The sequence below is a fragment of the Allokutzneria oryzae genome, assembly GCF_042429765.1.
In the GTDB taxonomy this organism is placed as follows: domain Bacteria; phylum Actinomycetota; class Actinomycetes; order Mycobacteriales; family Pseudonocardiaceae; genus Allokutzneria; species Allokutzneria oryzae.
Genome location: NZ_JBHLZU010000011.1, coordinates 57,789 through 82,610, shown reverse-complemented (window position 1 = coordinate 82,610; position 24,822 = coordinate 57,789). Strand labels below are relative to the sequence as shown.

The window sequence follows — 24,822 nt, the reverse complement described above, 5'->3', positions numbered from 1 at the left end:
CCACTGTTTCATCGGAGGGTGTCGTTCACGACAGCGCCGATCAGCGACAATGGACGGGTGTCCAGCCCCGGTTCCGCGTTGAAGATCGGCCAGTACCTGGTCGATCCCGCTGTCGTGCTCGCACCGATGGCCGGGATCACCAACGTGGCCTTTCGGCAGCTCTGCCGGGAGTTCGGCAGCCCCACCTCGCTCTACGTCTGCGAGATGATCACCGCACGGGCCATCGTCGAGCGCGACGCCAAAACCATGCGGATGATCGCCTTCGGCGAGGGCGAGCACCCCCGCTCCATGCAGCTCTACGGCGTCGACCCGGTCAACGTGGCCGAAGCCACCAAGATCGTCGTGGGCGAGGGGCTCGCGGACCACGTCGACATGAACTTCGGCTGCCCCGTCCCCAAGGTCACCCGCAACGGCGGTGGCGCGGCGCTGCCGTACAAGCGGCGGCTGTTCGGCGAGATCGTCGCCGCCGCGGTGAAGGCCGCCGAGCCGGCGAACGTGCCCGTGACGGTCAAGTTCCGCATCGGCATCAACGACGAGCACATCACCTACCTCGACGCGGGCCGGATCGCCGAGGCCGAGGGCGCCAAGGCCGTCGCGCTGCACGCCCGCACCGCGGCCCAGCGGTACTCCGGCGAGGCGGACTGGTCGGCGATCGCCCGGCTGAAGGAGGCGGTGACCAGCGTCCCGGTGCTCGGCAACGGCGACATCTTCTCCGCGACGGACGCCGTGCGGATGATGGCCGAGACCGGCTGCGACGGGGTGGTCGTCGGCCGGGGCTGCCTCGGGCGGCCATGGCTGTTCGCCGAGCTCCAGGCGGCCTTCCGCGGCGAACCGCTGCCCGTCGGCCCGACGCTCGGCAAGGTCGCCGAGATCCTGCACCGGCACGCCCTGCTGCTCGTCGACCACCTCGGCGCGGACACCGGCGTGCGCGACCTGCGCAAGCACATGTCCTGGTACCTCAAGGGCTTCCCGATCGGCTCGGACCTGCGCCGCCAGTTCAGCCTGGTCAGCACGGTCGCGGAGCTGGAGGACCTGATCACCCGGCTCGACCACGCCGCCCCCTTCCCCGAGGACGCGGAGGGACCGCGGGGCAGGCAGGGCTCGCCGGGCAAGGTCGCGCTGCCCGCTGGCTGGCTCGACGACCCCGAGGACACCACGGTGCCCGCCGGGGCCGAGCTGATGCACTCAGGGGGCTAGGCCCCTGAACGCGCGCCGCACCGCCACCCGGCTCGTCCCGCTGGTCCTGCTCGCCGTCGCGGGCTGCGGCGGCGCGGTCGCGGGCGAGGCGGTCCCGGTCGGGGTCAGCGACGCCGACCGGGCCCTGGTGGTCCGCTACTTCGCGGACGGCAACGCGGCGGCGGCCAAGGGCAGCTCGGTCCAGCAGGAGCTGTTCCGCAGAACCCAGCACCCGGATTTCTCATCAGGCATGTGCCAACTCGACGGTGTGACCGTGGTGGTGGACCCGATCTGGTCGACGTTACGACCAGACCCGAAATGGACACCTGACGGAAACGCGAATCCACCGCGCGGAAATGTGTACGCCATCGCGGTTTCGGTCTCAGCCCGACGCGCACAGACCACTGTGGGCAACCAAATCGGCTCCCAACATGTTGTCGTGCTGAATGGAATGGCGTATGGGTTCGCGCCCTGCATGAACTGACCGCGGACCTCCCCGCCTCGGCACCCCGGAACAGCCTGGGGCTTTTCCGCTGGTCCATGCGGGTGGCTCGCACTCGGCCGGCTCCGTACGAGGGGTGGGAGCGGGTACACAACGCCATGGGAGGTGGATCACTCAGAGTCACCAGTTCGGAGCAACCCTCTATCAGCCAGTCGAGCGAATTACGGGACGGGCCGGGGCCGGTGTCTCAAGGGCTCCGGCGCAAGCGACGACACCACGGTCGTAAGGAGGTGAGTGCGGTGACCGTACTGCGGCCCGGCGTTGCCGAGTCGGACCCTGCGCGTGACGGCGCGGGACGAGGCGTGCCCGCACCGCCGCCGCCCTCACCGCACCGGACCACCCCGGCGAACGGCACTCCGCACAATTCGAGTTCGCAGCAGCCGAACGCGGGCCTTGTCCAGCTGCACGAATCCATTGCCGCGTTGTTCGCGTCGCGCGGGCAGTGGCGGCAGGCTTATCACCATCTGCGTTCCGCGCTCGATCTGCTCTCCTCGGAGCAAATCGAACCGCCGCACGTTCCGGAACAACTGCGCAACGAGGTCGACCGGCTGCGCAGGGAGCACGCGGAAGCGCGGGAACAAAGCCTCCGGGACAGCCTCACCGCGTCCTACAACCGGCGCTACCTCGACCAGCGGCTGGTCGACCTGCTCACCGATCAGGAGCGCAGGACCACCGGCGGCCTCGCCGTCGCCCTGGTCGACCTCGACTGGTTCAAGCAGGTCAACGACACCTACGGGCACCTGATCGGCGACCGGGTGCTGCAACGCGTCGTCGAGCTGCTGCAGGACGGGCTGCCGGAGGGCGCGTTCTGCGCGCGGTACGGCGGCGAGGAGTTCGTCCTGGTCCTCCCGGACATCGACGCCCAGACCGCGGTCGCGGTGTGCGAGGCGGCCCGCGCACGGGCCGAACGGTTCTCCTGGCAGCAGCTGGCCTCCGGGCTCAGGGTCACGGTGAGCATCGGGCTCGCCCACGAACCCGCCCCGGAGCAGGCGGGCGCGCCGCTCTCGGTCGACCCGCAGGCGCAGCTGCTCCGCGCGGACAGCCTGCTCTACGTGGCCAAGCAGTCCGGCCGCAACGCCGTTGCCTACCGCGAGGGCGGGCGGGTTCGCCTCGCAGGAGCGGCTGCCGGGCGCCGGGCAGTAGCCGAACCGCGCGTTGTCGGGTACTACTAACCGCCACCCGTACGGAGCAACGGCGTAACGGCGGTCCGGTCGATCCGCGATCACTGTTCGTTCGGTTACCTTCGTGAGTTCGGACCGTGATCCGTACTATCGGGTGGGGCCTCGGAGCGATCTTCGTCCGACAGAGCGTGACGAGGTGTGACGCCGTGCACACGGCGACACAACCCAGACGGGTTAGTTTGCGTCTGTGACGGGGGACGAGCGACTACGACCAAGGGAAAGGAGGCCGGGTGTCGGAGGACTCGCGCCACGGCTTCGGTTCCCGGGGCTCCGAGCACGATCCCCAGGACGAGTACCGGCCGCTGGAGCAGCCGACCGGCCGTCGCCGGCGTTCCCTCGACGAAGAGGGCGGCACCTCGGTATCGGACCTGCTCGCCAAGCACGGCGGCAAGCAGCTGCCGCCCCAGGAGCCCGTCGAACCGCAGGCACCGCAGTGGCAGGCCGCGCAGCAGCCGCCCCAACAGCCGCCGCAACGGCCCCCAGGACCGCCGCAGCAGCCCCCGTTGCCCGTTTCGCCGCCGCCGGTACCCCAGCGCTCTCAGCGCTCCGGACAGTGGCCGGCTGACTCCGGAGCGGCACAACGCCCACCGGCCGACGTGCCGACCGGCCGCAGGCGCGCGCCCGAGCAGCCCTCGGGTCCGCAGCGCATGCCGATGGAGCCGCCGCGCCCGCCGGTCGAGCCCCAGTTCGACCAGCAGACGGGTCGGCGCCTGGCTCCGCAGCGGCCGCTGGTCCCGCCGCCCTCGGCCCCGCCCCCGCCGCCGGCCCAGCACGGACAGCCGCAGCAGCAGCCACCCCGGCCGCCGCTGGAGCAGCCGTCCGCGCGCAGGCTGGCCCAACCCGACCGGCAGGAGCCGCCGCAGCCCACCGGTCGCAGAGCGCTGCCCGAGCCTCCCGCCGGGCGGCCCGTCGAGCCGCAGTTCGACCAGCAGCCCACCGGTCGGCGCGCGTTGCCCGAGCCTCCGGTCCAGCACCCGCAGCAGCCCATGCCGCCGCAGCAGCCCCCGGGTGTGCCGCCGGAGGCGCCGCGCGGGCGGCGCGCCGCCGAGCCCCAGCCCGGTCGGCGGTTCCCGCCCGGCAACCCGCCGATGCACCCAGGCGCCCCCGCGCCCAACACCGGCAGGCAGCAGCGGCCACCGCTGGACCAGCCGTCCGCTCAGCGCTTCCCCCGGGACCAGCACGGCGGGCCGCAGCGCGGTCCCGGCACGCCGGTGCCGCCCCCGTCTGGGCCGCAGCAGCCCCCGCCCGCCCGGCCGCCCGCACCGCTGGCGGGTCAGCCGCCCGCGTCCCCAGAGCCGGAACCCGAGCTCGACGAGCGCCGCCGCAAGATCGACGCCACGCTCGCCAGGTTCTCCGCGGTGCACGACGAGATGGCCGAGATCGAGCAGGCCGAGAAACAGCGGCGCAGCAAGCTCACCCGGCTCATCCGGATCGAGGAGAGCGCGGAGCTCGGACCGGAGTTCGGCGCCCAGCTCAGAGCCAAGATAGACGCCGAGACACAGGCCGTACGAAGCCCAAAAGTGCCGATCCGGCAGCTGCACGCCACGATGCACCAGGCAGCTCCGGATCACGCCGAACGGGACAGTCACAACGACCTCGACGCCGACAGCGAGGACGCTGGCGCTGGTGGTGACGTCGGCTACGCCGCTCACCTCGAACAGGACCACCACGACGACCGCGACCGCTACGACGACGTCGCTGATGATGACGACGACGAGCGTGGCGGCGGCGATGGCGGTGACGGCTCTGACGACGGCCCATCGGCTCCACGGCGCCGTCCGAGCCACCGAACCATGTTGGTGCTCAAGGGTTTGGCGGTGGCCGCCGCGACGCTCGTGTTCGTCGTGCTCGGGACCGGCTGGGTCGCCAAGGTCTGGGTGGACGGCCAGTTCCGCGAGGTCGAGGCACTCGACCAGGACTCGTCGGCGATCAAGGACAAGGACAAGCAGTACGGCGCGGAGAACTTCCTGCTGGTCGGCTCGGACAGCAGGGCGGGCGCCAAGGCGGAGGACGGCGTCGGCAACGAGGCCGTCTCCGAGGGCGCTCGTTCGGACACCGTGATGATCGCGCACGTTCCAGCGGACCGGAAACGCGTCGTGATGGTGTCCTTCCCCCGCGACCTCAACACCCAGATCCCCGACTGCAACTCCTGGGACCCCAAGACGGGCAAGACGACCAGCAAGAAGGTTCCGAGCTCGCGGCAGCGGTTGAACGCGGCCTACGCGATCGGCGGGCCGAAGTGCCTGACCAAGCTCGTGCAGAACCTGTCCGGCTTGCACATCAACCACTTCGTCGCGATCGACTTCCAGGGCTTCAAGGCGATGGTCGACGCGGTGAAGGGCGTGGAGATCTGCGTAAGCCGCCCGATGAAGGACGCCGAGATCGGTGTGGTGATCCCCGATCCCGGCAAGCAGACCATCAACGGCGACGCCGCGCTGAGCTTCGTCAGGGCCCGCAAGGTCGAAGGCGACCCGACCGGCGACTACGGCCGCATCAAGCGGCAGCAGGCGTTCCTGTCCTCCTTGCTGCGCAAGGCGATGTCGGGTCAGGTGCTGAGCAACCCCGGCCGGATGCAGGACTTCGTGAGCGCGTTCGCGAGGGCCACCTACGGCGAGAACATCGGCGTGAGCCAGCTGCTGACGCTCGGCCAGTCCCTGAACGGGCTTGAGGCGGGGCGGGTCACCTTCACCACCGTGCCGACGACGACGACCAAGCTGGAGGACAACAAGTTCCGCGAGGACCTGCGCGTCGAGGCCACCAGGGCGCTGTTCACCGCGATCATCGACAAGACCCCGCTGCCCGGTGAGAAGCCGTCCAGCAACGGCAGTCCCAACCCGCAGGCCGGTGGTCCGACCGGTCCGCCGCCGAACCCCAACGAGGTCAAGGTCCAGGTGCTCAACGGCAGCTCCAAGCCGCGGCTGGCGGAGAACACCGCGGAGTCGCTGCGCAAGGCGGGCTTCGAGGTCGTCAACGTCGGTGGCGGAGAACAGGTCGCGCGCACGGTGATCCGCTTCTCGGCGGAGCGGGCGCTGCACGCGAAGGTGCTGCAGAACACCGTGAGCGGGGCCGTGCTCGAAGAGGTGCCGAACATGGGCGGTGCCGTGCAGCTGTTGCTGGGACCGGAGTTCGAGTGGAAGAGCCCGTCCGGCGGCGGCCAGAACCAGCAGCAGCCCGGCACGTCGCAGCAGCCCGCGCTGCCGAAGGATCTGTCCACAGTGAACGCGGCGGACGAGATCTGCAAGTAGGCGCGGCGCTGGGTGTTTGCGCTCCATTAACGCTCGGTTCACCGAGGTATGCGGTCACGGAGTCCTAAGCGACGTAGTCTTGTCCGCATGCGCGAGGCCTACCAAGAGCAGCTCGACCACTTCGCCAACCACCTCGGTGACATGTGCGGAGCGGTCAGCGAAGCCATGCAGCGGGCCACCGCGGCACTGCTGAACGCGGACCTGTCGCTCGCCGAGCAGGTGATCGACGAGGACACCCGGATCGGTGAGGCCCGCAAGGCCGCGGAGGAGCAGGCGTTCGCCCTGCTCGCGCTCCAGTCACCGGTCGCGACGGACCTGCGCGTCGTGGTCTCGGCCATCCACGCCGCCGAGGACCTGGAGCGCATGGGCAAGCTCGCGCTGCACGTGGCGAAGACGACCCGCCGCAGGCACCCGCAGCCGGTGCTGCCGGAGCAGGTCCGCGAGGACTTCTCGGAGATGGGCCGCGTCGCCGTCGAGCTCAGCAGGAAGGCCGAGCGCGTCATCCGCACCCGCGACCTCGAGCTCGCGATGGAGCTGGAGCAGGACGACGACGAGATGGACGACCTGCACCGCCACCTGTTCGCGGTGATGATGAGCCCGGAGTGGCCGCACGGCGTCGCGCCCGCGGTGGACATCACGCTGCTGGGCCGCTTCTACGAGCGCTTCGCCGACCACGCCGTCGCGCTGGCACGCAGGGTGGTCTTCATCGTCACCGGCAAGATGCCCGGCGACGACTAGTTCCGTGCGAGCGGCACCCCCTTGTCGCGTTGTGGAGCCTTAACGCGATTGGGGAGCGCTCTCTTGCGCAATATGGCTCCATAAAGCGAAAACATCGACCACGCCAGCCCTCGCGCGCACCGGGGTACGGGGGCGGCGACACCTTGGGGCATCGGACGTCTTGCCGCACAGGCGCTAGCCCGTCCGGCAGGTCCTCCGGGACACCAAACCGATCCGGCAATCCCACCGGCCGCCCCCCTGGCACCCTCAACTGCGTGCCCCTCATTTCGCGTTATGTAGCCTTAACGCGATTTGGGAGCGCTCTTTTGCGCATTAAGGTGACAAAACGCGAGAACCTGGGCGCGCCAGGCGAGGTCGGCGCGCGCACCGCGGAGTGGTGCTGGGTTGGGCCCTAGACGTCCTCGTCACCCAGCAGCCAGTCCAGGTCGATCCGGACCGGAAACGGCTCCGTGGCGGTGAACTCGCCGCGCACCGGCGCTGTTTCGAGGTAGCCGGACGGCATGGTCAAGGAGTACGCGACCAGGGAGAGCCGGTCCTGGAGGTCGACGATCCAGTAGTGCGGGATGCCCGCGTCGGCGTAGTCGTGGCGTTTGAAGACGCTGTCGGTGCGGTGTGAGTCCGGGGACAGGACCTCGACTACGAGGATGATCTCCGAGGCGCGGATCATGCCGCCCGACGAGCGGACCCGCCTGCGCGCCGCACGGTCGACCACGACCAGGTCCGGCCGCCGCACGGAGCCGGGCCGACCGGCGGGGGCCAGTTCGAGGTCGACGTGGACGTCCTGGATGAGCTCGTGGCCGTCCGGCACTCCGGGCCTCAGGCAGTCCCTGAGGCCGCCGACGACCACGTTGTGGTCCGGTGTCGGGCTCGGGGACCTGACGAGGCGGCCTTCCTGCAGTTCGGCGTACCCGTACTCGGTCTCGCCTAGCGCGGCGTACTGGTCGATGGTCAGCAGTCGGTCGGGCCGGGGAGGTGTCGTCACCGCTTCTCCTCACGTCTGCCGCCGAGCGTGGCACCAGTGCCCTCTCCCCGCCGCGAGGGACACGGGCTTGCCACGTCCGCAAACGTGCACTCTGTTGGGGGAAAAGAGAATCGGCCGAGTGCGCCAGGCGCACTCGGCCGATCATGTCCCCCCAGTGGTCAGCCGAAACGGCCGGAGATGTAGTCCTCGGTGGCCTTCTGCGTGGGGTTGGAGAAGATCTTCTCCGTGGCGTCCACCTCGACAAGGCGACCGGGCTGGCCGACGCCCGCCAGGTTGAAGAACGCGGTCTGGTCGCTGACCCGCGCCGCCTGCTGCATGTTGTGGGTGACGATGACGATCGTGTACTGCTGCTTGAGCTCGGTGATCAGGTCCTCGATCGCCAGTGTGGAGATCGGGTCCAGCGCGGAGCACGGCTCGTCCATCAGCAGCACGTCCGGCTGGACCGCGATCGCGCGTGCGATGCACAGCCGCTGCTGCTGACCGCCGGAGAGACCACCGCCAGGCTTGTCGAGGCGGTCCTTGACCTCGGCCCACAGGTTCGCGCCGCGCAGGGAGCGCTCGGCGACCTCGGCGAGCTCCTTCTTGTTCTTCACCCCGGCCAGCCGCAGCCCCGCGACCACGTTGTCCTTGATGGACATCGTCGGGAACGGGTTGGGGCGCTGGAAGACCATGCCGATCGTGCGGCGCACGGACACCGGGTCCACTGTGGACGCGTAGATGTCCTCGCCGTCGAGCAGCACCTTGCCGTCGACACTGGCTCCCGGTGTCACCTCGTGCATGCGGTTCAGCGACCGCAGCACCGTGGACTTGCCGCAGCCGGACGGTCCGATGAACGCCGTGACGCTGCGCGGCGGCACGGACAAGGTGACCCCGTCGACGGCCTGGAACTTGCCGTAGTAGATGTTGAGGTCCTTGACGTCGATGCGCTTGGCCATCGCTGTTTTACCGCCCGCTCACTTCGTCTTGATCGCCGAGAGCCGCGAGACGACCGCGGCCACGAGGTTGAACAGCATGATGATCACAACCAGGGTCAGTGCCGCGCCCCACACGCGCATGTCGCCCGCCTCGGTTCCGGTGGCGCGCTCGGTGTTCATCAACAGCGGCAGCGAGGCCATCTCCCCGGAGAAGATGTTGAAGTTGATGAACGGCGCGTAGCCCACCAGGATCAGCAGGGGCGCGGTCTCGCCCATCACCCTGGCCAGGCCGAGCATGACCCCGGTGACGATGCCGGACAGCGCCGTCGGGATGACGATCTTGACGATGGTCTTCCACTTGGGAACGCCGAGCGCGTAGGAGGCCTCGCGCAGCTCCATCGGCACGATCCGCAGCATCTCCTCCGTGGTCCGGATGACGACCGGAACCATGAGCAGCACGAGGGAGAGCGACACCGCGAAGGCGCTGCGCGTGAAGCCGAACGTGGTGATCCACAGCGCGTAGACGAACAGACCGGCCACAATGGACGGAACACCGGTGAGGATGTCCACCATGAAGGTCGTTGTCCGCGCCAGCTTCGAGCGCGCGCCGTACTCGACGAGGTAGATCGCCACGAAGACGCCGATCGGCACCGAGATCAGCGCGCAGACCAGGCCCTGCACCAGGGTTCCGTAGATCGCGTGGTACGCGCCGCCGCCGAACTGGGTGGCGGTCAGGCCGTTGAGCGACTTGAACCACCAGTCGGCGCTCAGGAGCGGGCCGAGTCCCTTCTCCAGCACCGTGTAGAGCACCCACACCAGTGGGACAACGGCGATGGCGAAGGAGAGCCCGACGAGCGCGGTGGCGATGACGTTCTTGGTCCTGCGCGCCGTGCCGATCGGCCGGAACGCGGGTGGGCTCGCCGGCCGGTCGAGGTCGGTCGAGGTGCTCATGCGTACTCCTTCTTCCCGGCCACGATGGTCCGCGCGAGCGCGTTGACCGCGAAGGTGATCAGGAACAGCACCAGGCCTGCCGCGATGTACGCGCCGACCGTGAGGTTGTCGTTGAACTCGGCGGAGCCCAGCGCGATCCGGGAGGCGAAGGTCGCGCCGCCGTCGAAGATCGTGTAGTTCGGCTTGGCGTCGGTGGCGCTGAGGATCGTGGTCAGCGCGATGGTCTCGCCGAGCGCGCGCCCGAGGCCGAGCATCGCGGCGCTGATGAAGCCCGCCTTGCCGAAGGGCAGGACCGTGGTGCGCACGACCTCCCACTTGGTGGCGCCGAGGGCGAGCGCGCCCTCGATGTGCGGGGTGGGGGTGCGCGCGAAGATCTCCCTGCTGACCGCGGTGATGATCGGCAGGATCATCACCGCGAGCACCACTCCGGAGATGAAGACGTTGCCGCCCCCGCTGGTGGAGACGTTGCCCATGGCGAAGATCGGGATCCAGCCGAGGTTCTCGTTGAGCCAGTGCGCGAAGGGCAGCAGCTGCGGCGCGAGCACCTGGATGCCCCACAGGCCGAAGATGATCGAGGGCACCGCGGCCAGCAGGTCGACGACGTAGGCGAAGGGCCTGGCCAGCCTGCGCGGGGCGTACTGGGTGAGGAACAACGCGATGCCCAGCGCGACCGGGGTGGCGAGCACGAGCGCGACGATCGAGGTCGCGACGGTCACCCACAGCAGGTCGATGATGCCGAAGCGCAGGTTCGCCGGGTCGTTGGTGACCCACTCGCGGCTCAGCAGGAAGTTGACGTTGTCCCGCTGCAGCGAGGGAACGGCCCGCAGCAGCAGGAAGATCCCGATCGCGGCGATCAGGACGACGATGAACACGCCGGCACCGGAGGTCAGGCCCCGGAAGATCCGGTCACCTGGCCTGACCACGGTCGACTTCTCAGCGCTGGAGATGACAGCCTCCGGGTAGTCCGGTCAAGCGGAAAGCCGGAACGCGCGTCGCGTCCCGGCCATCCACCCGATCGAGAGAGTTCCGTCAGGCGATCGCCGCGACGGCCGTTGTCAGCTTCTTCTTGAACGCCTCGGGCAGCGCGACGTAGCCCGCCGCCTCCAGCTCACCGGCGGAGGCGTTCGCCGCGACGGTCAGGAAGGCACGGAGCGCCTTGGCGGTGTCGGCGTCGTAGCCCTTGGAGCAGACCACCTCGTAGGTGGCCAGCAGCAGCGGGTAGGCGCCAGCGGCCTTGGTGCCGTAGATCGAGTTCAGGTCGAGCACCAGGTCGTTGCCCTCGCCCTTGATCTGCGCGCCGTCGATGGCCTTGGCGGCGCTGGTCGAGGTCAGCTCGACCGGACCGGAGCCGGTGTCGATCTTGGCGATGCCCAGCTTGGCGTTCTTGGCGAAGGACCACTCGACGTAGGTGATGGCGCCGTCGGTGCTCTTGGTGGCGCTGGCGACGCCGTCGGAGGACTCCTTGCCCTCACCGACGCCGCCGGTGAACTTCTTGCCACCGCCCTTGGTCCACGCCTGCGGGGCCGCGGTCTTGAGGTAGGTCTGGAAGTTCTCGGTGGTGCCCGACTCGTCGGAGCGGTAGATCACCACGATCTTCTTGTCCGGCAGCGAGGAGCCGGAGTTCAGCGCGGCGATGGCCTGGTCGTTCCACTTGGTGATCTGGCCGCTGAAGATCTTCGCGGCGACCTCGCCGTTGAGCACGACGCCGTTCACGCCCTGCAGGTTGTAGGCCAGCGCGACCGGGCCGAACACCAGCGGAAGGTTCCACGCCGGGTTGCCGGAGCAGCGCTCTGCGGCCTTGTCGACCTCGCCCTTCTCCTTGTTCAGCGGGGAGTCGGTGCCGCCGAAGTCGATCTGCTTGGCGGTGAACTGGCTGATGCCCTTGCCGGAGCCGGACTTGGTGTAGGCGATCTTCTGGCCCTGGCACTTCGCCTGGTAGTCCTTGGCGAAGATGTCCATGGCGTTCTTCTGCGCCGAGGAGCCCTCGGCCGACAGGTTCGCCTTGCCGCCGCATTCCACGTTCAGGTTGGCGACGGCGCTGGACGTGCCCTGAGCACCGGTGTTGTTGTCGCTGCCGCAGGCGGACAGCAGGAGTGCGCCCACGGCCACCAGACCGATCGCGGCGCCACTCTGCTTGATCTTCACCTGAACTCCTCCAGCTGGGAAAAGGGTGTGTCGGCGAGGTTCCCGCCGTACGACCCGGACGGTAAGGAGCCAGGGTTGACAAGCCCCAGTCAGCAGATGAACGCCGGGTGAACAAGCCACGCGGAGTGACCATCCCCACCCCATCGGCGCCATTCCGTGTCCCCCGCGTGACCAGCGCGTACGCATGCCGTGACTGCCCCGTCATCCTCCGTGCCGTAGGACTCCCAGTCTGCGACGCCTCCGGCGACCTCGCGACACAGCGACGGGGGCCGTGCTCGATCGAGCACGGCCCCCGTCCGAGGCGAAAATCGGGCAAAAGCCCCGCGCGGAAACAGCGACCTCGAATGCTTTCCGCGTCGGAAAGTGTCAGAAAGCGCCGACCCAGGCGAAGCACATGAGAAGGCCGACGATCGAGCACACGAGTCCGGCGATCGCCAGCCCCTTGTTGCTCGCGGCCCCGCTCGTCGCCTTGCTCAGGCCGACACCGGAGAGCACGGCGCCGATGATCACCAGCGGCCACGCGACAACACCGATGAACGGGATGAAGCTGAAGACCAGTCCGATGAGCCCGACGACGAAGCCGGCGGTGCCCAGTCCGTTCTGCGGCTGCGCGGGGTAGCCCCCGGGACCGGGCTGCTGCGGCGGGTAAGGCATGGACATGCTGAACTCACTTCCGGATACGTCGAGAGCAGTCAACGAGCGGGTGAAAATACCGCATTCGGCGTTGCTGTCGAGACCCTTCGGCGAGATTCGGTGCTCACGAGTGACAGAACGGTCATTTCCCGGCGAACTGCACGTCCGCGTCCCACTTGTCGAAACCGAGCTTCTGGTAAACGCGAATGGCCGACGTGTTGTCGGACTCGACGTAGAGCATCACGGCGGGCAGTCCGAGCGAGCGCAGGTGGTGCAGCCCCGCCAGGGTCAGCACCGAGCCGAGACCGCCACCCTGCGCGTCGGGGTCGATGCCGACGACGTAGACCTCACCGATCGGCTCGCCCCCGGTGCCCGGCGACGCCGGGTGCACCTTCGTCCAGTGGAACCCGATGACCCGGCCGTCCCGCTCCGCGAGGAAGAACCCGTCGGCGTCGAACCAGTCCTCGGCCTCGCGGGCGCGGACGTCCTCCTCGGTCCAGCCGCCCTGCTCGGGGTGCCAGGAGAACGCGCGGTTGTTGACCGCGACCATCGCCGCCTCGTCCGCACCTGGCCGGAACGTCCGCAGCACAACGCCTTCCGGCGTCGCGCGGGTCGGCAGGGGCTCGGCGTCGGAGAGCGGGCGCCGCATCCGCCAGAGCTCGCGGGCGCGCCGCAACCCGAACTTCTCGGCGAGCCGCGTCGCCGCCGGTGTCTCGCCGTGCGCCCAGATCCGCAGCGCGGCAGGGTCCGGTGCCTTGGCGAGCAGCCCTTCGACCAGGGCGGAGCCGGTGCCCTGGCGGCGGTGCGACGGGTGCACGGCGAGCTCGGCGACGACATTGCCGTCGTTGTCCCCGGTGAGGTCGAGGTACGCGTAACCGACGACCGGGCCGCCGGGCCGCTCGGTCGCGACGAGGTGGTTCCCCTCGCCGTTGCCGAGGTTCATCATCACGTGCTCGCCGATGGGCGCCCTGCCGTCGACCTCCGCCGCGGCCGCGACGAGGTCGCGAACCTGCTCGGCCCGCGCGCCGGACAACCGCTCCTGCCAGATGACATCCACGGTGCCGACGTTAACCCGTTGGGGCTCAGAGCGGAGTCGGGATCCGAGGCGTGGGAGTGGCGGGAGCCGAGGTGCGCGCGCCACCGGACCGGGTCGCGGGGCGGACGAACTTGTAGCCCACGTTGCGGACGGTGCCGATCAACGTCTCGTGCTCAAGGCCGAGCTTGGCGCGCAGGCGGCGGACGTGCACGTCCACCGTGCGGGTGCCGCCGAAGAAGTCGTAGCCCCAGACCTCCTGGAGCAGCTGCGCGCGGGTGAAGACCCGGCCCGCGTGCTGCGCGAGGTACTTCAGCAGCTCGAACTCCTTGTAGGTCAGTTCGAGTGCGCGGCCGCGCAGGCGTGCGGAGTAGGTGGCCTCGTCGATCACCAGCTCGCCGACCTGGAGCGCACCGTCGCCGCCCCGGTGCGCGGCGGCTCGCCGACCGCGGACCAGCCGCAGGCGGGCGTCCACCTCGGCGGGACCGGCGTCCGGGAGCAGGATCTCGTCGATGCCCCAGTCCGCGTTGAGCGCGACCAGGCTGGCCTCGGTCACCACGGCGATCACCGGCACGTCGATGCCGCTGCCCGCGAGCAGGCGGCACAGGCTGCGCGCGCCGACCAGGTCGGTGCGGGCGTCCACGATGACCGCCTCGTGCGGACCGGCCTCCAGCAGCGCGGAGACGTCCGGGGCGAGCGGGCGGACCTGGTGCGGCAGCAGGGAGAGCGCCGGGAGCACGGACTCCGGATCGCGGTCCGTGGTCAGCAGGAGCAGGTCAATGCTCGACATGGGGCGCTCCTCTCACGCGGCGACTCCGGTCGCCGGGGCGGTGATGGTCCCGAGAGTGGGTCGGCGCCGTTGCCGGTGGATGTCGGGGAGGATACCCGTCGTGCCGCGCACAAGCCTAGGCCGGGAAACCGTCGTCACACTGATGACCTCGGACAACGTTCGCCTACACGCCCGCTTGCACGATTCAGTAGGCCGGTCGGATCTGGCCGTGGTTGTTGCGCACGGCGTAACACACCACATCGGTCAGCCGAACGTCCGGCGACTGCTGAGCAGGCTCGCGTCGCGGCACACCGTGCTCGGTTTCGACCTCCGCGGCCACGGTCGCTCCGGCGGGGTGTCCACGGTCGGCGATGCCGAGATCCACGACGTGGACGCCGCTGTGCGCTACCTCCGCGAGCGGTATCCGAAGGTCGCCACGCTCGGTGTCTCCCTCGGCGCGTCGGTGGTGCTGCGGCACGCCGCGCTGATCGACACGCCGGACGCCGTGGTCGCGGTGAGCTGCCCGGCCCGGTGGTGGGTGCGCGAGACGGCCGCCATGCGCCGGGTGCACTGGATGCTGGAGCAGCCGCAAGGCCGGATGGCCGCGCGGCTGCTCGGGGTGCGGCTGGGCCTGCCGTGGGGCGAGATCCCGGCCTCCCCGGTGGAGGTGGCAGGCCGGATCCCGCCGGAGAAGCTGCTGATCGTGCACGGTGCCGACGACCAGTACTTCCCGCCGGAGCACGCCTCGGCGTTGCACCGGGCGACCGGCGGGGAGGCCGACATGTGGCTCGAACCGGGCATGAGGCACGCTGAAAGTGCGCTGACTCCACAGCTGGTGGACCGCATGGCGCGCTGGCTGGACGAGCGCACCCGAGGCAACGCCGACGGTGTGCGCCACGTCCCCCTATCGGTACCGCGGTCCTCCAGTTGCGGGCCGAAGCAAGGATTGGACGGAGAAACCACGTGAAGAAGCTGGTCATCAGCCTGGTCGTCGTTCTGGGCTTGTTCGTGGTCGCCGACTACGCCATCGCCGCGACCGCGGAGTACCAGTTGTCGCAGCGGATGCGGACCCAGCTCAACATCACCGAGGACCCGGACGTCCGGATCAACGGCTTCCCGTTCATCTACCAGGCGCTCACCGGCGACTACCCCAACGTCGAGATCCGCGCGGTCGGCGTGCCGCTGACCAAGGACGGCAAGGTCAAGGTGGAGGGCGAGGTCCGGCTGCGGCACGCCCGCGCCTCGCTGTCGGACCTGATCGCCGGCAACACCCAGGACATGCGCGTCGACGAGGTGCTCGGCGCGGTCAAGGTCACCGCGAGCGACGTCGGCAAGATGATCGGCATCCCGGACCTGAAGATCGAGAACGCCAGCCAGGAGGAGCTCAACAACCTGCAGAACGACGTCAACCGCGTCAAGGAGCAGGAGGAGCCGCCGAAGCCGCCGCTGGCCGGGACCGTGCAGGACGAGGAGAAGCGCAAGGCCATGGTCCGGCTGACCGGCAGCACCACCATCGCCGGGACCAAGACCGAGGTGACCGTGCTCGGCGTGATCCAGATCGTCGAGGGCCAGGTCGAGATCAAGCCCAACACCCTCAAGCTCGGCAACTCCAAGTCCGGCGGCGACATCGCGCTGCCGCCCGTGGTCGAGCGCGCCGCGCGGGCCGCGTTCACCACCAGGGTGAACCTCGGCGGGCTGCCCTTCACGGTCGTGCCGACCGCGGTCAGGGTTGAACGGGACCAGCTGGTGATGGAGGCTCTTGCCAAGGACGTGCAGCTGCGCACCCTCACCGGCCGCATGGGCCAGTGAACCGGTAGATCCTCGGCAGGTGTCGATGACGGGATTGCTCGTGGTGCTGGTCGCGATCGCCGTGACGGTCGCGATCGGCCTGCTGTACCGCGTGTTCAACGGCCGGGTGCGGGAACGGGGGGAGCCGGTGGAGGTCTCGCTGCCCGCCCCGGTGCGCACCGCGCTCGACGCCGCGCCGGACAGCGGGTCCCCGGTGACCCTGCTCCAGCTCTCCACCACCTTCTGCGCGCCCTGCCGCCACGCGCGGGTGCTGCTCACCGACCTCGCCGGGCGCACCGAGGGGGTGCGGCACGTCGAGTTCGACCTCACCGCGCACCCCGAAGTGGCCGAGGAACTGCGGGTGCTGCGCACCCCGACCACGCTCGCCCTCGCTCCCGACGGGCGGGAGCTCCTGCGGGTCAGCGGGCTGCCGAAGCGGGACGCGCTGGTCACCGCGCTGCGCCCGCACCTGCCCTAGTCCCATGGAGTGGACGCCCCTCCCGAAGCGCGGGCGAACGGAGTAGCCTCGCCGCCATGTACGTGTGGCTGACGAAACGACGCGTGGTGGACCACTGCCGCGTGCGTAGCAGCCTGTGTCGCCTCTGACCGGGCGGTGATCCCGGCCGCGCCCGCGCGCGCCGTCCACCGCCCCTGACGGACTCTTTCCGTGGTCGAGTCAGGAGGCAAGTCGTGTCCGTAGACCCACCAGTCGATCCCCGTGGCCCGCGCTTCTCGGCGTGGATCACCAGCCTGGTCCTGGTGCTGGTGCTGCTCACCGGGGTGTGGCAGCTGCTGGCCGCGCAGGCGGTGATCTTCGCGATGTGCGCGTTCGTCAGCCTGCGCCTGAACCCCTACGGCCAGCTCTACCGCAAGGCCGTGCAGCCCCGCCTGAAGCCGACGACCGAGCGCGAGGACTCCGCCCCGCTGCGGTTCGCCCAGGGCGTCGGCTTCGTCTTCACCCTGGTGGGCACGGTCGGCTACGCCTCCGGCCTGACCACCCTCGGTGTCGTCGCGACCTCGGGCGCCCTGGTCGCCGCCCTGCTCAACGCGGCGTTCGGCCTGTGCCTCGGGTGCGAGATGTACCTGGTGCTGCGCCGGTTCCGCACCGCGTAAGACCTCCCCTTCCCGCAGTGTCCACAGTGGACGAAACAGTGTCATGAGGAGCGCTCGATGAGCCGTGAGAACGTCCTGGTCTCGGCCGAATGGGCCGAGCAGAACCTCGACGCCGAAGGGGTGGTGTTCGTCGAGGTCGACGAGGACACCGCCGCCTACGAGACCGGACACATCCCCGGAGCGGTGAAGCTGGACTGGAAGTCCGACCTCCAGGACCCGGTGCGCCGTGACTTCGTCGACCGCGAGGGCTTCCAGAAGCTCTTGTCCGCCAAGGGAATCGCCAACGACAATACGGTGATCCTCTACGGCGGCAACAACAACTGGTTCGCCGCGTACGCGTACTGGTACTTCAAGCTCTACGGGCACGCCGACGTGAAGCTGCTCGACGGTGGCCGCAAGAAGTGGGAGCTCGACGGCCGTCCGCTGGACAAGCAGGACGTGCAGCGGGCGGAGACCGCCTACTCCGCTTCGGAGCCGGACACGTCCATCCGCGCGTTCCGCCGCGAGGTCGAGGACTCGATCGGCAAGAAGAACTACGTCGACGTGCGCTCCCCTGACGAGTTCTCCGGCAAGCTCGCCGCCCCCGCGCACCTCCCGCAGGAGCAGGCGCAGCGGCCCGGTCACATCCCCGGCGCGCTCAACGTGCCGTGGAGCAAGACCGCCAACGAGGACGGCACCTTCAAGAAGGACGACGACCTGCGCGAGCTGTACAAGGCGGAGGGCCTGGACGAGTCCAAGCCGACCATCGCGTACTGCCGCATCGGCGAGCGGTCCTCGCACACCTGGTTCGTGCTGCGGGAGCTGCTCGGCTACTCCGACGTGAAGAACTACGACGGCTCGTGGACCGAGTACGGCTCGCTGGTCGGCGTGCCGATCGAGCTCGGCTCGGGCAAGTGAGGGAGCGGAGAACATGAGCAGCTGCGGAGCCCCAGCACAGACGGCGACGTTGCCCGCCAACGTCGACCCCGGCAAGGAGGTCGTGCTCTCCGGGCGCGTGCTCTCCGCCGGTTCCCCGGTCGGCGGCGCGTTCGTGCGCCTGCTCGACTCGTCCGGCGAGTTCACCGCCGAGGTCGTCTCCTCCGACGGAGGCGACTTCCGGTTCTTCGCCGCGCCCGGCTCGTGGACGGTGCGCGCGCTGCACCGCTCGGGCAACGGCGAGGTCGTGGTGAGCGCCGACGGTCCCGGCCTGCACACCCTTGAGGTCGCGGTCGCCTGAACGCTGCGAGGTTCGGCCCCGCTCCGCACGCACCGGAGCGGGGCCGAACGCTTTCTCCTTCCAGGGCAACCACATCCCTCCCGCGAAAGCAGCCGACAAGGGGAGGACCACTGCGGGAGTTCGCCGCGACATTGACCCGGGTGGAGCCGGGACAGCGCGGAGTGGACGTGCTCGGCTTGCAGCGGGCACGGTGGCTCCACGGGTACGAGCTGAGCGGGACCGGGCTCTACGCGGTCAACACCCTCGCGGCGGTGCGGGATTTCCAGCGCCACAACGGAATCACCGACGACGGCGTGGTGGACCAGCCGACCTGGCAGGCGCTCGTCGGCGTCCTGCCGCCCGGCCGGACGAGCGCGCCACCGCTGCCGGAGCGCGGTCTCCAGCCCGGCGCGCTTGATCGACCGCCTCGCCGACGCGCTGCCGCGGCTGGAGATCGACGTCCCGAACGGCTCCGACGGGCGCTACGACGAGCGGTGGCAGGCGACGGTGCGCGCGTTCCAGCGCGACGTTGGCATCAAGGACAGCGGCGTCGTGGGCGCGCTGACGTGCTCCGCGCTGCACCGGGCGATCTCGGTCAGCGGCCAGTGGGGTTGTTGATCCGGTCACTGCGCGGGGGTGGGGTGGGACGGTCGTCCCACCCCCGGCGTTATCCTCGGCGGGTGGAATGGTTCTTTGCCGGGCTGATCGTGCTGGCCGCGCTGCTGACGTTGTGGTTCGCCGGTTACGTCGTCTACCGGCTGTACGCAGACCAGCGCTGACGAGCGAATCAGGGACATGACGCAGACACCCCCAGAGCCGACGCCGGGCGCGGTGCCCGGCAGTGGCGACGCCGCCCTGCGCGCGGCCGCCGAGCGCGCCGAGAGCACGCGGGACCGCAACCTGCCGCAGTTCGACGACATGCCCGTCGAGGGCGACACCGCGAACCTGCGCATGGGACCGAACCTGCACGACGACTGCCTGGACCTGCTGCCGCTGATCGGCGTGTGGCGCGGTGAGGGCGAGGTCGTCTACCCGACGATCGAGGGCCCGTACCGCTTCGGCCAGCAGGTGACCTTCGCCCACGACGGACGGCCGTTCGTCTACTACGAGGCGCGGTCCTGGCTGCTGGACGAGGCGGGCAACGTGATCCGCCCCGCGGCCCGCGAGACCGGCTTCTGGCGCCCGCAGGCCGACGAGACGATCGAGGTGCTGCTCACGCACTCCTCGGGCATCGTCGAGATCTACTACGGCAAGCCGCTGAGCCAGACGGCCTGGGAGTTCGGCACGGACATCGTGATGCGCACGGCGACGGCCAAGGAGGTCAACGCGGCCTCCCGCCTCTACGGCATCGTCGAGGGCGACCTGGCCTACGTCGAGGAGCGCGCGATGGCCGGCCAGCCCATGCAGCCGCACACCTCCGCCCGCCTCACCCGCGTGGTCGGCTGACCCACTCCCGGCCATTCGCGGGCTTATGGACCTTTTCGCGTCTCGCGAAGCGTCCATAAGCCCGCGAATGGCTGTTCGGGGTCAGGCGTAGACGGCCTCGTAGAGCGAGGTGACCTCCTTGTGGAGGTCGGAGAAGTCGCGCAGGGGCTCGCCGTTGAGGGTGTGCACCCTGGTGATGAGGCGGACGCTGGAGACGCACCAGAGGCCGTCCGCTTCGGACAGCTCCGGGACCGTGATCGGCTCGACCTTGGTCTTCCAGCCCGCCGCCTCCGCCGCGCGGAACAGGGCCGCCTGGGTGGTGCCCTCCAGGATGCCCAGCGGGGGCGGGGTGGTGACCAGCGTGCGGTCCTTGGCGATGACCACCGTGGAGGTCGGGCCCTCCAGCACCGTGCCGTCGGAGGCGGTGAAGATCACTTCCTCCGCGCCGTGCTCCTGGGCGTAGCGGGTCGCGGCCATGTTCACCGCGTAGCTCAGGGTCTTCGCGCCCAGCAGCAGCCACGGCGCGCGCTCGGTGAGGTCGGTGCCGTAGCCCCGGTCCAGGGTGAGCGCGGCGACGCCGTTGCGGCGCTTGTCGATGGTGCTGTCCGGGATGGGGATGCCCATGGCGAAGCCGGTCGGCGAGCCGTCGCCGTACTCCGCTCCCCTGGTGTAGATCAGCTTCAGACCCATCTCGGGGTGGGTGTCCCACGGCCACGCGTCGATGACGACCTGGCCGACGCGCTCCCACGCCGGGATGTCCACCGGCGGCATGCCGAGCAGCTGCGCCGAGCGGGCCAACCTGGCCAGGTGCGGGCCGAGCTCACGGGTCCTGCGGTTCACCACGAAGATCGTTTCGAACACGCCGTCGCCGCGCTGGACGCTGTAGTCGTCCGGTCGGAGGAGTGGGGCTTCGGGGTCGACGAGGGTCCCGTCGAGCTGTGCCACTACGCGCATGGGCTCAGCCTACGATTGGGGTCGTGGACAGCGCGCCGGAGATACTCCGCCGCACCCTGCGCCAGCGCGGGCTGCGGATGACGCCGCAGCGCCAGCTGGTGCTGGACGCGGTCACCGAACTGGGGCACGCCACGCCGGAGCAGATCTGCCAGCGGATCCGGCGGCTCACCCCGACGGTCAACATCACCACCGTCTACCGCACGCTCGACCTGCTGGAGGAGCTCGGCCTGGTGCGGCACACGCACCTCGGCCACGGCGCGCCGACGTACTCGGTGAACGCCCACGAGCACGTCCACCTCGTCTGCCACCGCTGCGGCGAGCTGGACGAGGTCCCGTGCGAGGCGCTGGCCGCGCTCGGGGAACAACTCCGCGCCGCGCGGGGTTTCGAACTGGATGCCAGCCACCTCGCGTTGTCCGGCGTGTGCGCGGGCTGCGCCAGTGGAGATCAGGAGCTGACGTGACGCTAGGCCAGCCAGGCGCGATCGCGCCGCCGGAGGACTCGGCGGATCCCGGGGTGCCGTGGCACTTCGGCGACCCGCTCGCCGAGCAGCGGACGGCGGCCCGCTCGGCCGTGGTGGTCGACCGCTCGCACCGCGGCGTGATCGCGGTGCCCGGCGAGGACCGGCTCACCTGGCTGCACTCGCTGACCAGCCAGCACATGACCGAGCTCGGCGACGGCACCGGGACCGAGCTGCTGGTCCTGGACGTGCAGGGCCGGGTCGAGCACCACGCGGTCGTCGCCGAGCTCGACGGGACGGTGTGGCTGGACACCGAGCGGGAGCGGGTCGCGCCGCTGCTGGACTACCTCACGAAGATGGTGTTCTGGTCGAAGGTCGAGCCTCGGGACGCGACCGACGAGCTCGCCGTGCTGACCGTGCTCGGGCCGACCGCGACCGATGTGCTCGGCGCCGCGGGCGTCACCGCGCCGACCACGCCCGGCGAGGTCCTCGCGCTGCCGGGCGGCGGCTTCGCCAGGCGGATGAGCGCGCCGGACTCGGTGGACCTGCTGGTGCCGCGCGCGGAGCTGGACGCGTGGTGGACACGGCTGACCGACGCCGGGGCCCGGCCAGCAGGCAGCTGGACCTACGAGGCGCTGCGGGTGGAGTCGCTGCGGCCGCGCCTGGGCATGGACACCGACGAGCGCACGATTCCGCACGAGGTCGCGTGGATCGGCCGCGCCGTGCACCTGGAGAAGGGGTGCTACCGCGGCCAGGAGACCGTCGCGCGGGTGCACAACCTGGGCAAGCCGCCGCGCAGGATGCTGCTGCTGCACCTGGACGGCTCGCAGGAGGTGCTGCCACCGCCCGGCTCGCCGGTGACGGCGGGCGGCAAGGTCGTCGGCCGCGTCGGCACGGCCGTGCTGCACCACGAGCTCGGCCCGATCGCGCTGGCGCTGCTCAAGCGTTCGGTCCCGGTCGAAAGCGAGCTCACGGCGGGTGAGGGCGAGGACGTGGTGAGCGCCGCGGTCGACCCCGACTCGGTGCCACCGGACACCGGTGAACAGCCCGGACGCGCGGCGCTGCGCAGGTTGCGGGGCTGAGCACCGTCTTCGGGGCTATCTCACGCGGCGGGTGCCTGGCAGGATCGGCGACATGACAGCGTCGTCAGGCACCCTGGTCACAGTCGCCCCCACCGGGGCGGAGCACAGCAAGGCCGAGGTCCCGAACCTCCCGGTCACGCTGGAGGAGCTGGTCCGGACGGGCCAGGACTGCGAGCGGGTCGGCGCGAGCATGATCCACGTCCACATCCGGGACGCCGAGGCCAGGCCGAGCCTGGACCAGGGCCTGCTCAAGGAGACCGTGGCCGCGCTGCGCGCGGAGACGGGCCTCATCGTGCAGCTGTCCACCGGTGGCGCGGTGACCGATCCCGAGGAGGACCGGCTCGCCGTGCTGGACGCGATGCCGGACTCGGCCTCCTGCACCATGGGCACGGTGAACTTCGGTGACGCGGTGTTCATGAACCGCTGGGAGTTCATCGTCGAGCTGCACAAGCGGATGCAGGAGCGGCGGATCGTGCCGGAGTACGAGATCTTCGACATCGGTCAGCTCGCCTCGCTGAACCGGCTGCTGGACGAGCACGGCGCGCCCGCGGGCGGCCACGTGCACGTCGACCTCGTGATGGGCGTCCCCGGCGGGATGCCCGGCACGGCGGAGATGCTGACCTCGGCGCTGCGGCTGCTGCCCGAGGGGGCCAGCTTCTCCGCGACCGGTGTCGGCAGGACCACGCTTCCGGTGATGTTGGCCTCACTGGCATCCGGCGGTCATCTCCGGGTCGGCATGGAGGACACCCTCTCCTACGCCAAGGGCGAGCGCGTGCGCGACAACGCCCAACTCGCGGCCCGAGCGGCGGCGTTGTCCAGGATCGCGCAACGGCCTCCGTTGTCCGCGGAACAGGCCCGGGGCATGCTCGGAGTGCAACAAACCAGGTGAATATCGGAATCTGTACCTGTTGGGAGTAGAGCGGGTGTTGGCGGCTGACCGGAATGTCCCGCAGGATGGGCACGTGATCGAGGTACGTCCAGGCGGGCGCCGGAGAATCGACCGCGTGCTGGCCCCGGACTACACCGAGGGTGTCGAGCAGCGCCCCCTCAACGAGGTGCGGGAGCTGCGGGACGAAGCTGCGCAGGAAGAGACCGACCTGTCCTACGTGCGCAGGCTGCTGCACGCCAGGATCGACATCGTGCTCGCCGAGCAGCGCAGGCGCTCCGAGGGCGGTCCGACCTCCGTCGTGGAGCAGCTCGTCGGCATCCTCTCGGAGAACGCGGTGCGCCCCACCGGCGGTCTCGGCCGGGCCCAGATGCCGGAGCCCTCGCGGGCCGAGGCGCACCGCAGGCACGTCGAGGCGCTGGTCTCCGACGTCGACCTGTCCAACGTCACCTCGCTGACCGAGGAGCAGATCGCGCACGCGCTGCGGGCCTACCGCGCCGAGGAGGCGTCGGTCTCCGGGCGGCGGCGCGAGGTCCAGGTCGTGATGGACCGGCTCAACGAGGAGATCGCTCGCAGGTACCGGGAAGGCCGGGCGTCGGTGGACGACCTGTTGGCGGCCAGGCTCCGCCAGCAGGACGGCGCCGACGACGCCAAGGAGGACTAGCCATCGCCAGCGAACTGGTCGAGGTGGTCCGCTCCGGTGTGCGGGAGTGCGTGCACCACGGCTCCGTGATCGTGCTCGGCCCGGCCGGTGAGGTGGTCACCGTGCACGGTGACACCCGCAGGCCGATCATGCCGCGCTCGTCGAACAAGCCGATGCAGGCGCTGGGCATGCTCCGCTGCGGCCTGGAGGTGCCCGACGACGCCGACCTGGCGTTGATCTGCGCCTCGCACAACGGCGAGCCGGAGCACATCGAGCGGGTCACGGCGATCCTGGACAAGCACGGCCTCACCCCGGACGCCCTGCTGTGCCCGCCGGACTACCCGGTGCACGAGGCCAGCAGGAACGCTCTGGTCGCCGCGGGCGGGACGGCGAACCGGACCAGCATGAACTGCTCCGGCAAGCACTCGGGCATGTTGGCGACGTGCGTGCAGCGGGGCTGGCCGACGACCTCGTACACGGATCCGTCACACCCGCTCCAGGTGACGGTCAGGGACACCCTCGCCGAGCTGGCAGAGGAGCCGATCGCGCACACCGCGGTCGACGGCTGCGGAGCGCCGCTGTTCTCGGTCTCGCTCTACGGGCTGGCCAGGGCGTTCGGCAAGCTCGCGCAGGCGAAGCCCGGCACGGACATGCGCCGGGTCGCCGACGCCATGCGCGCCCACCCGTACCTCGTCGCGGGCACGGGGCGCGAGGACACGCTGTTGATGGACGCGGTGCCCGGCCTGCTGTGCAAGGCGGGCGCGGAGGGCGTGCACGCCGCCGCGCTGCCGGACGGGCGGGCGGTGGCGCTGAAGATCGCCGACGGCGCGCAGCGGGCGCGGCTGCCGGTGATCGTCGGCGCGCTGCGCTCGCTGGGGGTGGAGTCCGAGGCGCTGAACGCGCTGGCCGAGGAGCCCATCCTGGGCGGCGGTCGCCGGGTCGGCTCCGTCCGGCTGCTCCCCGGCGTCTTTTGACCGGGCTTCCCGCCGCGGACAGGCGAAGAGGCCCT

27 protein-coding genes and 1 pseudogene are annotated in these 24,822 nt (G+C 70.2%); 19 read left to right on the top strand and 9 right to left on the bottom strand.

The genetic code is table 11. The annotated features are described in order from the left end of the window. Nucleotides 1-18 precede the first annotated feature (18 nt). From dusB to phoU, 5 genes are all read left to right on the top strand, one after another. Nucleotides 19-1,197, top strand: a complete 1,179-nt coding sequence (gene dusB, locus ACFFQA_RS14170; RefSeq protein WP_377852365.1) for a tRNA dihydrouridine synthase DusB — start codon at nucleotides 19-21, stop codon at nucleotides 1,195-1,197. 127 nt (nucleotides 1,198-1,324) lie between these two features. Beyond that, nucleotides 1,325-1,660, top strand: coding sequence for a hypothetical protein (locus ACFFQA_RS14165; protein WP_377852364.1), 336 nt, complete (start codon nucleotides 1,325-1,327; stop codon nucleotides 1,658-1,660). Nucleotides 1,661-1,917: 257 nt separating this feature from the next. After that, complete coding sequence (locus ACFFQA_RS14160; protein WP_377852363.1) at nucleotides 1,918-2,850, top strand: GGDEF domain-containing protein; 933 nt, start codon at nucleotides 1,918-1,920, stop codon at nucleotides 2,848-2,850. A gap of 239 nt (nucleotides 2,851-3,089) precedes the next feature. Next, nucleotides 3,090-6,104 carry an LCP family protein gene (locus ACFFQA_RS14155; protein ID WP_377852362.1) on the top strand — a complete coding sequence of 1,005 codons (3,015 nt, stop codon included), beginning with the start codon at nucleotides 3,090-3,092 and terminating at the stop codon, nucleotides 6,102-6,104. An 87-nt stretch (nucleotides 6,105-6,191) separates the two neighbouring features. Then, entirely contained in the window at nucleotides 6,192-6,842 is a 651-nt protein-coding gene (phoU, locus tag ACFFQA_RS14150) for a phosphate signaling complex protein PhoU (RefSeq protein ID WP_377852361.1), read from the top strand. 391 nt (nucleotides 6,843-7,233) lie between these two features. Here phoU and ACFFQA_RS14145 read toward each other — a convergent pair whose 3' ends face one another. The 8 genes from ACFFQA_RS14145 to ACFFQA_RS14110 all read right to left on the bottom strand — a co-directional run bounded on the left by ACFFQA_RS14145 (nucleotide 7,234) and on the right by ACFFQA_RS14110 (nucleotide 14,290). Then, complete coding sequence (locus tag ACFFQA_RS14145; RefSeq protein WP_377852360.1) at nucleotides 7,234-7,824, bottom strand: Uma2 family endonuclease; 591 nt, start codon at nucleotides 7,822-7,824, stop codon at nucleotides 7,234-7,236. A 158-nt stretch (nucleotides 7,825-7,982) separates the two neighbouring features. After that, complete coding sequence (gene pstB / locus ACFFQA_RS14140) at nucleotides 7,983-8,759, bottom strand: phosphate ABC transporter ATP-binding protein PstB (RefSeq protein ID WP_377852359.1); 777 nt, start codon at nucleotides 8,757-8,759, stop codon at nucleotides 7,983-7,985. 18 nt (nucleotides 8,760-8,777) lie between these two features. Further along, nucleotides 8,778-9,689: a phosphate ABC transporter permease PstA gene (pstA, locus tag ACFFQA_RS14135; protein WP_377852358.1), complete on the bottom strand. Its 912-nt coding sequence runs from the start codon at nucleotides 9,687-9,689 to the stop codon at nucleotides 8,778-8,780. Beyond that, nucleotides 9,686-10,612 (bottom strand): phosphate ABC transporter permease subunit PstC, encoded by a 927-nt coding sequence (gene pstC, locus ACFFQA_RS14130; protein WP_377852357.1) that lies wholly within the window; start codon nucleotides 10,610-10,612, stop codon nucleotides 9,686-9,688. Before pstC ends, pstA begins: the two co-directional genes overlap by 4 nt. A gap of 106 nt (nucleotides 10,613-10,718) precedes the next feature. After that, nucleotides 10,719-11,834 carry a phosphate ABC transporter substrate-binding protein PstS gene (pstS, locus tag ACFFQA_RS14125; RefSeq protein ID WP_377852356.1) on the bottom strand — a complete coding sequence of 372 codons (1,116 nt, stop codon included), beginning with the start codon at nucleotides 11,832-11,834 and terminating at the stop codon, nucleotides 10,719-10,721. A 366-nt stretch (nucleotides 11,835-12,200) separates the two neighbouring features. Beyond that, nucleotides 12,201-12,494 carry a hypothetical protein gene (locus tag ACFFQA_RS14120; protein WP_377852355.1) on the bottom strand — a complete coding sequence of 98 codons (294 nt, stop codon included), beginning with the start codon at nucleotides 12,492-12,494 and terminating at the stop codon, nucleotides 12,201-12,203. Nucleotides 12,495-12,609: 115 nt separating this feature from the next. Beyond that, nucleotides 12,610-13,524, bottom strand: a complete 915-nt coding sequence (mshD, locus tag ACFFQA_RS14115; RefSeq protein ID WP_377852354.1) for a mycothiol synthase — start codon at nucleotides 13,522-13,524, stop codon at nucleotides 12,610-12,612. 25 nt (nucleotides 13,525-13,549) lie between these two features. Then, nucleotides 13,550-14,290 (bottom strand): winged helix-turn-helix transcriptional regulator, encoded by a 741-nt coding sequence (locus ACFFQA_RS14110; RefSeq protein WP_377852353.1) that lies wholly within the window; start codon nucleotides 14,288-14,290, stop codon nucleotides 13,550-13,552. A 208-nt stretch (nucleotides 14,291-14,498) separates the two neighbouring features. On the opposite strand from ACFFQA_RS14110, the gene ACFFQA_RS14105 reads away from it, so the two are divergent. The 9 genes and pseudogenes from ACFFQA_RS14105 (at nucleotide 14,499) to ACFFQA_RS14065 (ending at nucleotide 19,811) form a co-directional block, all read left to right on the top strand. Further along, on the top strand, nucleotides 14,499-15,236 hold the full coding sequence (locus ACFFQA_RS14105; protein WP_377852352.1) for an alpha/beta hydrolase: 738 nt from the start codon (nucleotides 14,499-14,501) through the stop codon (nucleotides 15,234-15,236). After that, nucleotides 15,233-16,078, top strand: a complete 846-nt coding sequence (locus tag ACFFQA_RS14100) for an LmeA family phospholipid-binding protein (protein WP_377852351.1) — start codon at nucleotides 15,233-15,235, stop codon at nucleotides 16,076-16,078. The genes ACFFQA_RS14105 and ACFFQA_RS14100 overlap by 4 nt, the downstream gene beginning before the upstream one ends. Nucleotides 16,079-16,103: 25 nt before the next feature. Then, nucleotides 16,104-16,535: a TlpA family protein disulfide reductase gene (locus ACFFQA_RS14095; RefSeq protein WP_377852638.1), complete on the top strand. Its 432-nt coding sequence runs from the start codon at nucleotides 16,104-16,106 to the stop codon at nucleotides 16,533-16,535. A gap of 212 nt (nucleotides 16,536-16,747) precedes the next feature. Next, the gene (locus ACFFQA_RS14090) at nucleotides 16,748-17,170 is read left to right on the top strand and encodes a DUF4395 domain-containing protein (protein WP_377852350.1); all 423 of its coding nucleotides are present in this window, start codon (nucleotides 16,748-16,750) and stop codon (nucleotides 17,168-17,170) included. 57 nt (nucleotides 17,171-17,227) lie between these two features. Continuing rightward, nucleotides 17,228-18,067 carry a sulfurtransferase gene (locus tag ACFFQA_RS14085; RefSeq protein ID WP_377852349.1) on the top strand — a complete coding sequence of 280 codons (840 nt, stop codon included), beginning with the start codon at nucleotides 17,228-17,230 and terminating at the stop codon, nucleotides 18,065-18,067. Between the two features lie 13 nt (nucleotides 18,068-18,080). Continuing rightward, entirely contained in the window at nucleotides 18,081-18,386 is a 306-nt protein-coding gene (locus tag ACFFQA_RS14080; RefSeq protein ID WP_377852348.1) for a DUF1416 domain-containing protein, read from the top strand. 140 nt (nucleotides 18,387-18,526) lie between these two features. Beyond that, nucleotides 18,527-18,697, top strand: a pseudogene (locus ACFFQA_RS14075) (peptidoglycan-binding domain-containing protein); the annotation flags it as partial. Between the two features lie 82 nt (nucleotides 18,698-18,779). Then, on the top strand, nucleotides 18,780-18,983 hold the full coding sequence (locus tag ACFFQA_RS14070; protein ID WP_377852347.1) for a peptidoglycan-binding domain-containing protein: 204 nt from the start codon (nucleotides 18,780-18,782) through the stop codon (nucleotides 18,981-18,983). Between the two features lie 213 nt (nucleotides 18,984-19,196). After that, nucleotides 19,197-19,811 carry a heme-binding beta-barrel domain-containing protein gene (locus ACFFQA_RS14065; protein ID WP_377852637.1) on the top strand — a complete coding sequence of 205 codons (615 nt, stop codon included), beginning with the start codon at nucleotides 19,197-19,199 and terminating at the stop codon, nucleotides 19,809-19,811. Between the two features lie 81 nt (nucleotides 19,812-19,892). Here the strand turns inward: ACFFQA_RS14065 and ACFFQA_RS14060 are convergent, their stop codons facing one another. Then, nucleotides 19,893-20,744 (bottom strand): aminodeoxychorismate lyase, encoded by an 852-nt coding sequence (locus ACFFQA_RS14060; RefSeq protein ID WP_377852346.1) that lies wholly within the window; start codon nucleotides 20,742-20,744, stop codon nucleotides 19,893-19,895. 77 nt (nucleotides 20,745-20,821) lie between these two features. On the opposite strand from ACFFQA_RS14060, the gene ACFFQA_RS14055 reads away from it, so the two are divergent. From ACFFQA_RS14055 to ACFFQA_RS14035, 5 genes are all read left to right on the top strand, one after another. After that, a complete protein-coding gene (locus ACFFQA_RS14055; RefSeq protein ID WP_377852636.1) occupies nucleotides 20,822-21,205 on the top strand; it encodes a Fur family transcriptional regulator in 384 nt (127 codons plus the stop codon). Further along, the gene (gene ygfZ / locus ACFFQA_RS14050; protein WP_377852345.1) at nucleotides 21,202-22,284 is read left to right on the top strand and encodes a CAF17-like 4Fe-4S cluster assembly/insertion protein YgfZ; all 1,083 of its coding nucleotides are present in this window, start codon (nucleotides 21,202-21,204) and stop codon (nucleotides 22,282-22,284) included. The genes ACFFQA_RS14055 and ygfZ overlap by 4 nt, the downstream gene beginning before the upstream one ends. Nucleotides 22,285-22,336: 52 nt before the next feature. Beyond that, entirely contained in the window at nucleotides 22,337-23,173 is an 837-nt protein-coding gene (locus tag ACFFQA_RS14045) for a beta-keto acid cleavage family enzyme (protein ID WP_377852344.1), read from the top strand. Nucleotides 23,174-23,246: 73 nt separating this feature from the next. Further along, a complete protein-coding gene (locus ACFFQA_RS14040; RefSeq protein ID WP_377852343.1) occupies nucleotides 23,247-23,834 on the top strand; it encodes an RsiG family protein in 588 nt (195 codons plus the stop codon). A gap of 14 nt (nucleotides 23,835-23,848) precedes the next feature. Continuing rightward, complete coding sequence (locus ACFFQA_RS14035; RefSeq protein ID WP_377852635.1) at nucleotides 23,849-24,787, top strand: asparaginase; 939 nt, start codon at nucleotides 23,849-23,851, stop codon at nucleotides 24,785-24,787. The last annotated feature ends 35 nt before the right edge of the window (nucleotides 24,788-24,822 follow it).

What these genes read in the sequence shown, in the direction of transcription:
- phoU (WP_377852361.1), top strand. Translation starts at nt 6,192, where the DNA reads ATGCGCGAGGCCTACCAAGAGCAGCTCGACCACTTCGCCAACCACCTC.
- pstB (WP_377852359.1), bottom strand. Translation starts at nt 8,759, where the DNA reads ATGGCCAAGCGCATCGACGTCAAGGACCTCAACATCTACTACGGCAAG.
- pstA (WP_377852358.1), bottom strand. Translation starts at nt 9,689, where the DNA reads ATGAGCACCTCGACCGACCTCGACCGGCCGGCGAGCCCACCCGCGTTC.
- ACFFQA_RS14120 (WP_377852355.1), bottom strand. Translation starts at nt 12,494, where the DNA reads ATGTCCATGCCTTACCCGCCGCAGCAGCCCGGTCCCGGGGGCTACCCC.
- ACFFQA_RS14110 (WP_377852353.1), bottom strand. Translation starts at nt 14,290, where the DNA reads ATGTCGAGCATTGACCTGCTCCTGCTGACCACGGACCGCGATCCGGAG.
- ACFFQA_RS14095 (WP_377852638.1), top strand. Translation starts at nt 16,104, where the DNA reads ATGACGGGATTGCTCGTGGTGCTGGTCGCGATCGCCGTGACGGTCGCG.
- ACFFQA_RS14085 (WP_377852349.1), top strand. Translation starts at nt 17,228, where the DNA reads ATGAGCCGTGAGAACGTCCTGGTCTCGGCCGAATGGGCCGAGCAGAAC.
- ACFFQA_RS14080 (WP_377852348.1), top strand. Translation starts at nt 18,081, where the DNA reads ATGAGCAGCTGCGGAGCCCCAGCACAGACGGCGACGTTGCCCGCCAAC.
- ACFFQA_RS14060 (WP_377852346.1), bottom strand. Translation starts at nt 20,744, where the DNA reads ATGCGCGTAGTGGCACAGCTCGACGGGACCCTCGTCGACCCCGAAGCC.
- ACFFQA_RS14055 (WP_377852636.1), top strand. Translation starts at nt 20,822, where the DNA reads ATGACGCCGCAGCGCCAGCTGGTGCTGGACGCGGTCACCGAACTGGGG.
- ACFFQA_RS14045 (WP_377852344.1), top strand. Translation starts at nt 22,337, where the DNA reads ATGACAGCGTCGTCAGGCACCCTGGTCACAGTCGCCCCCACCGGGGCG.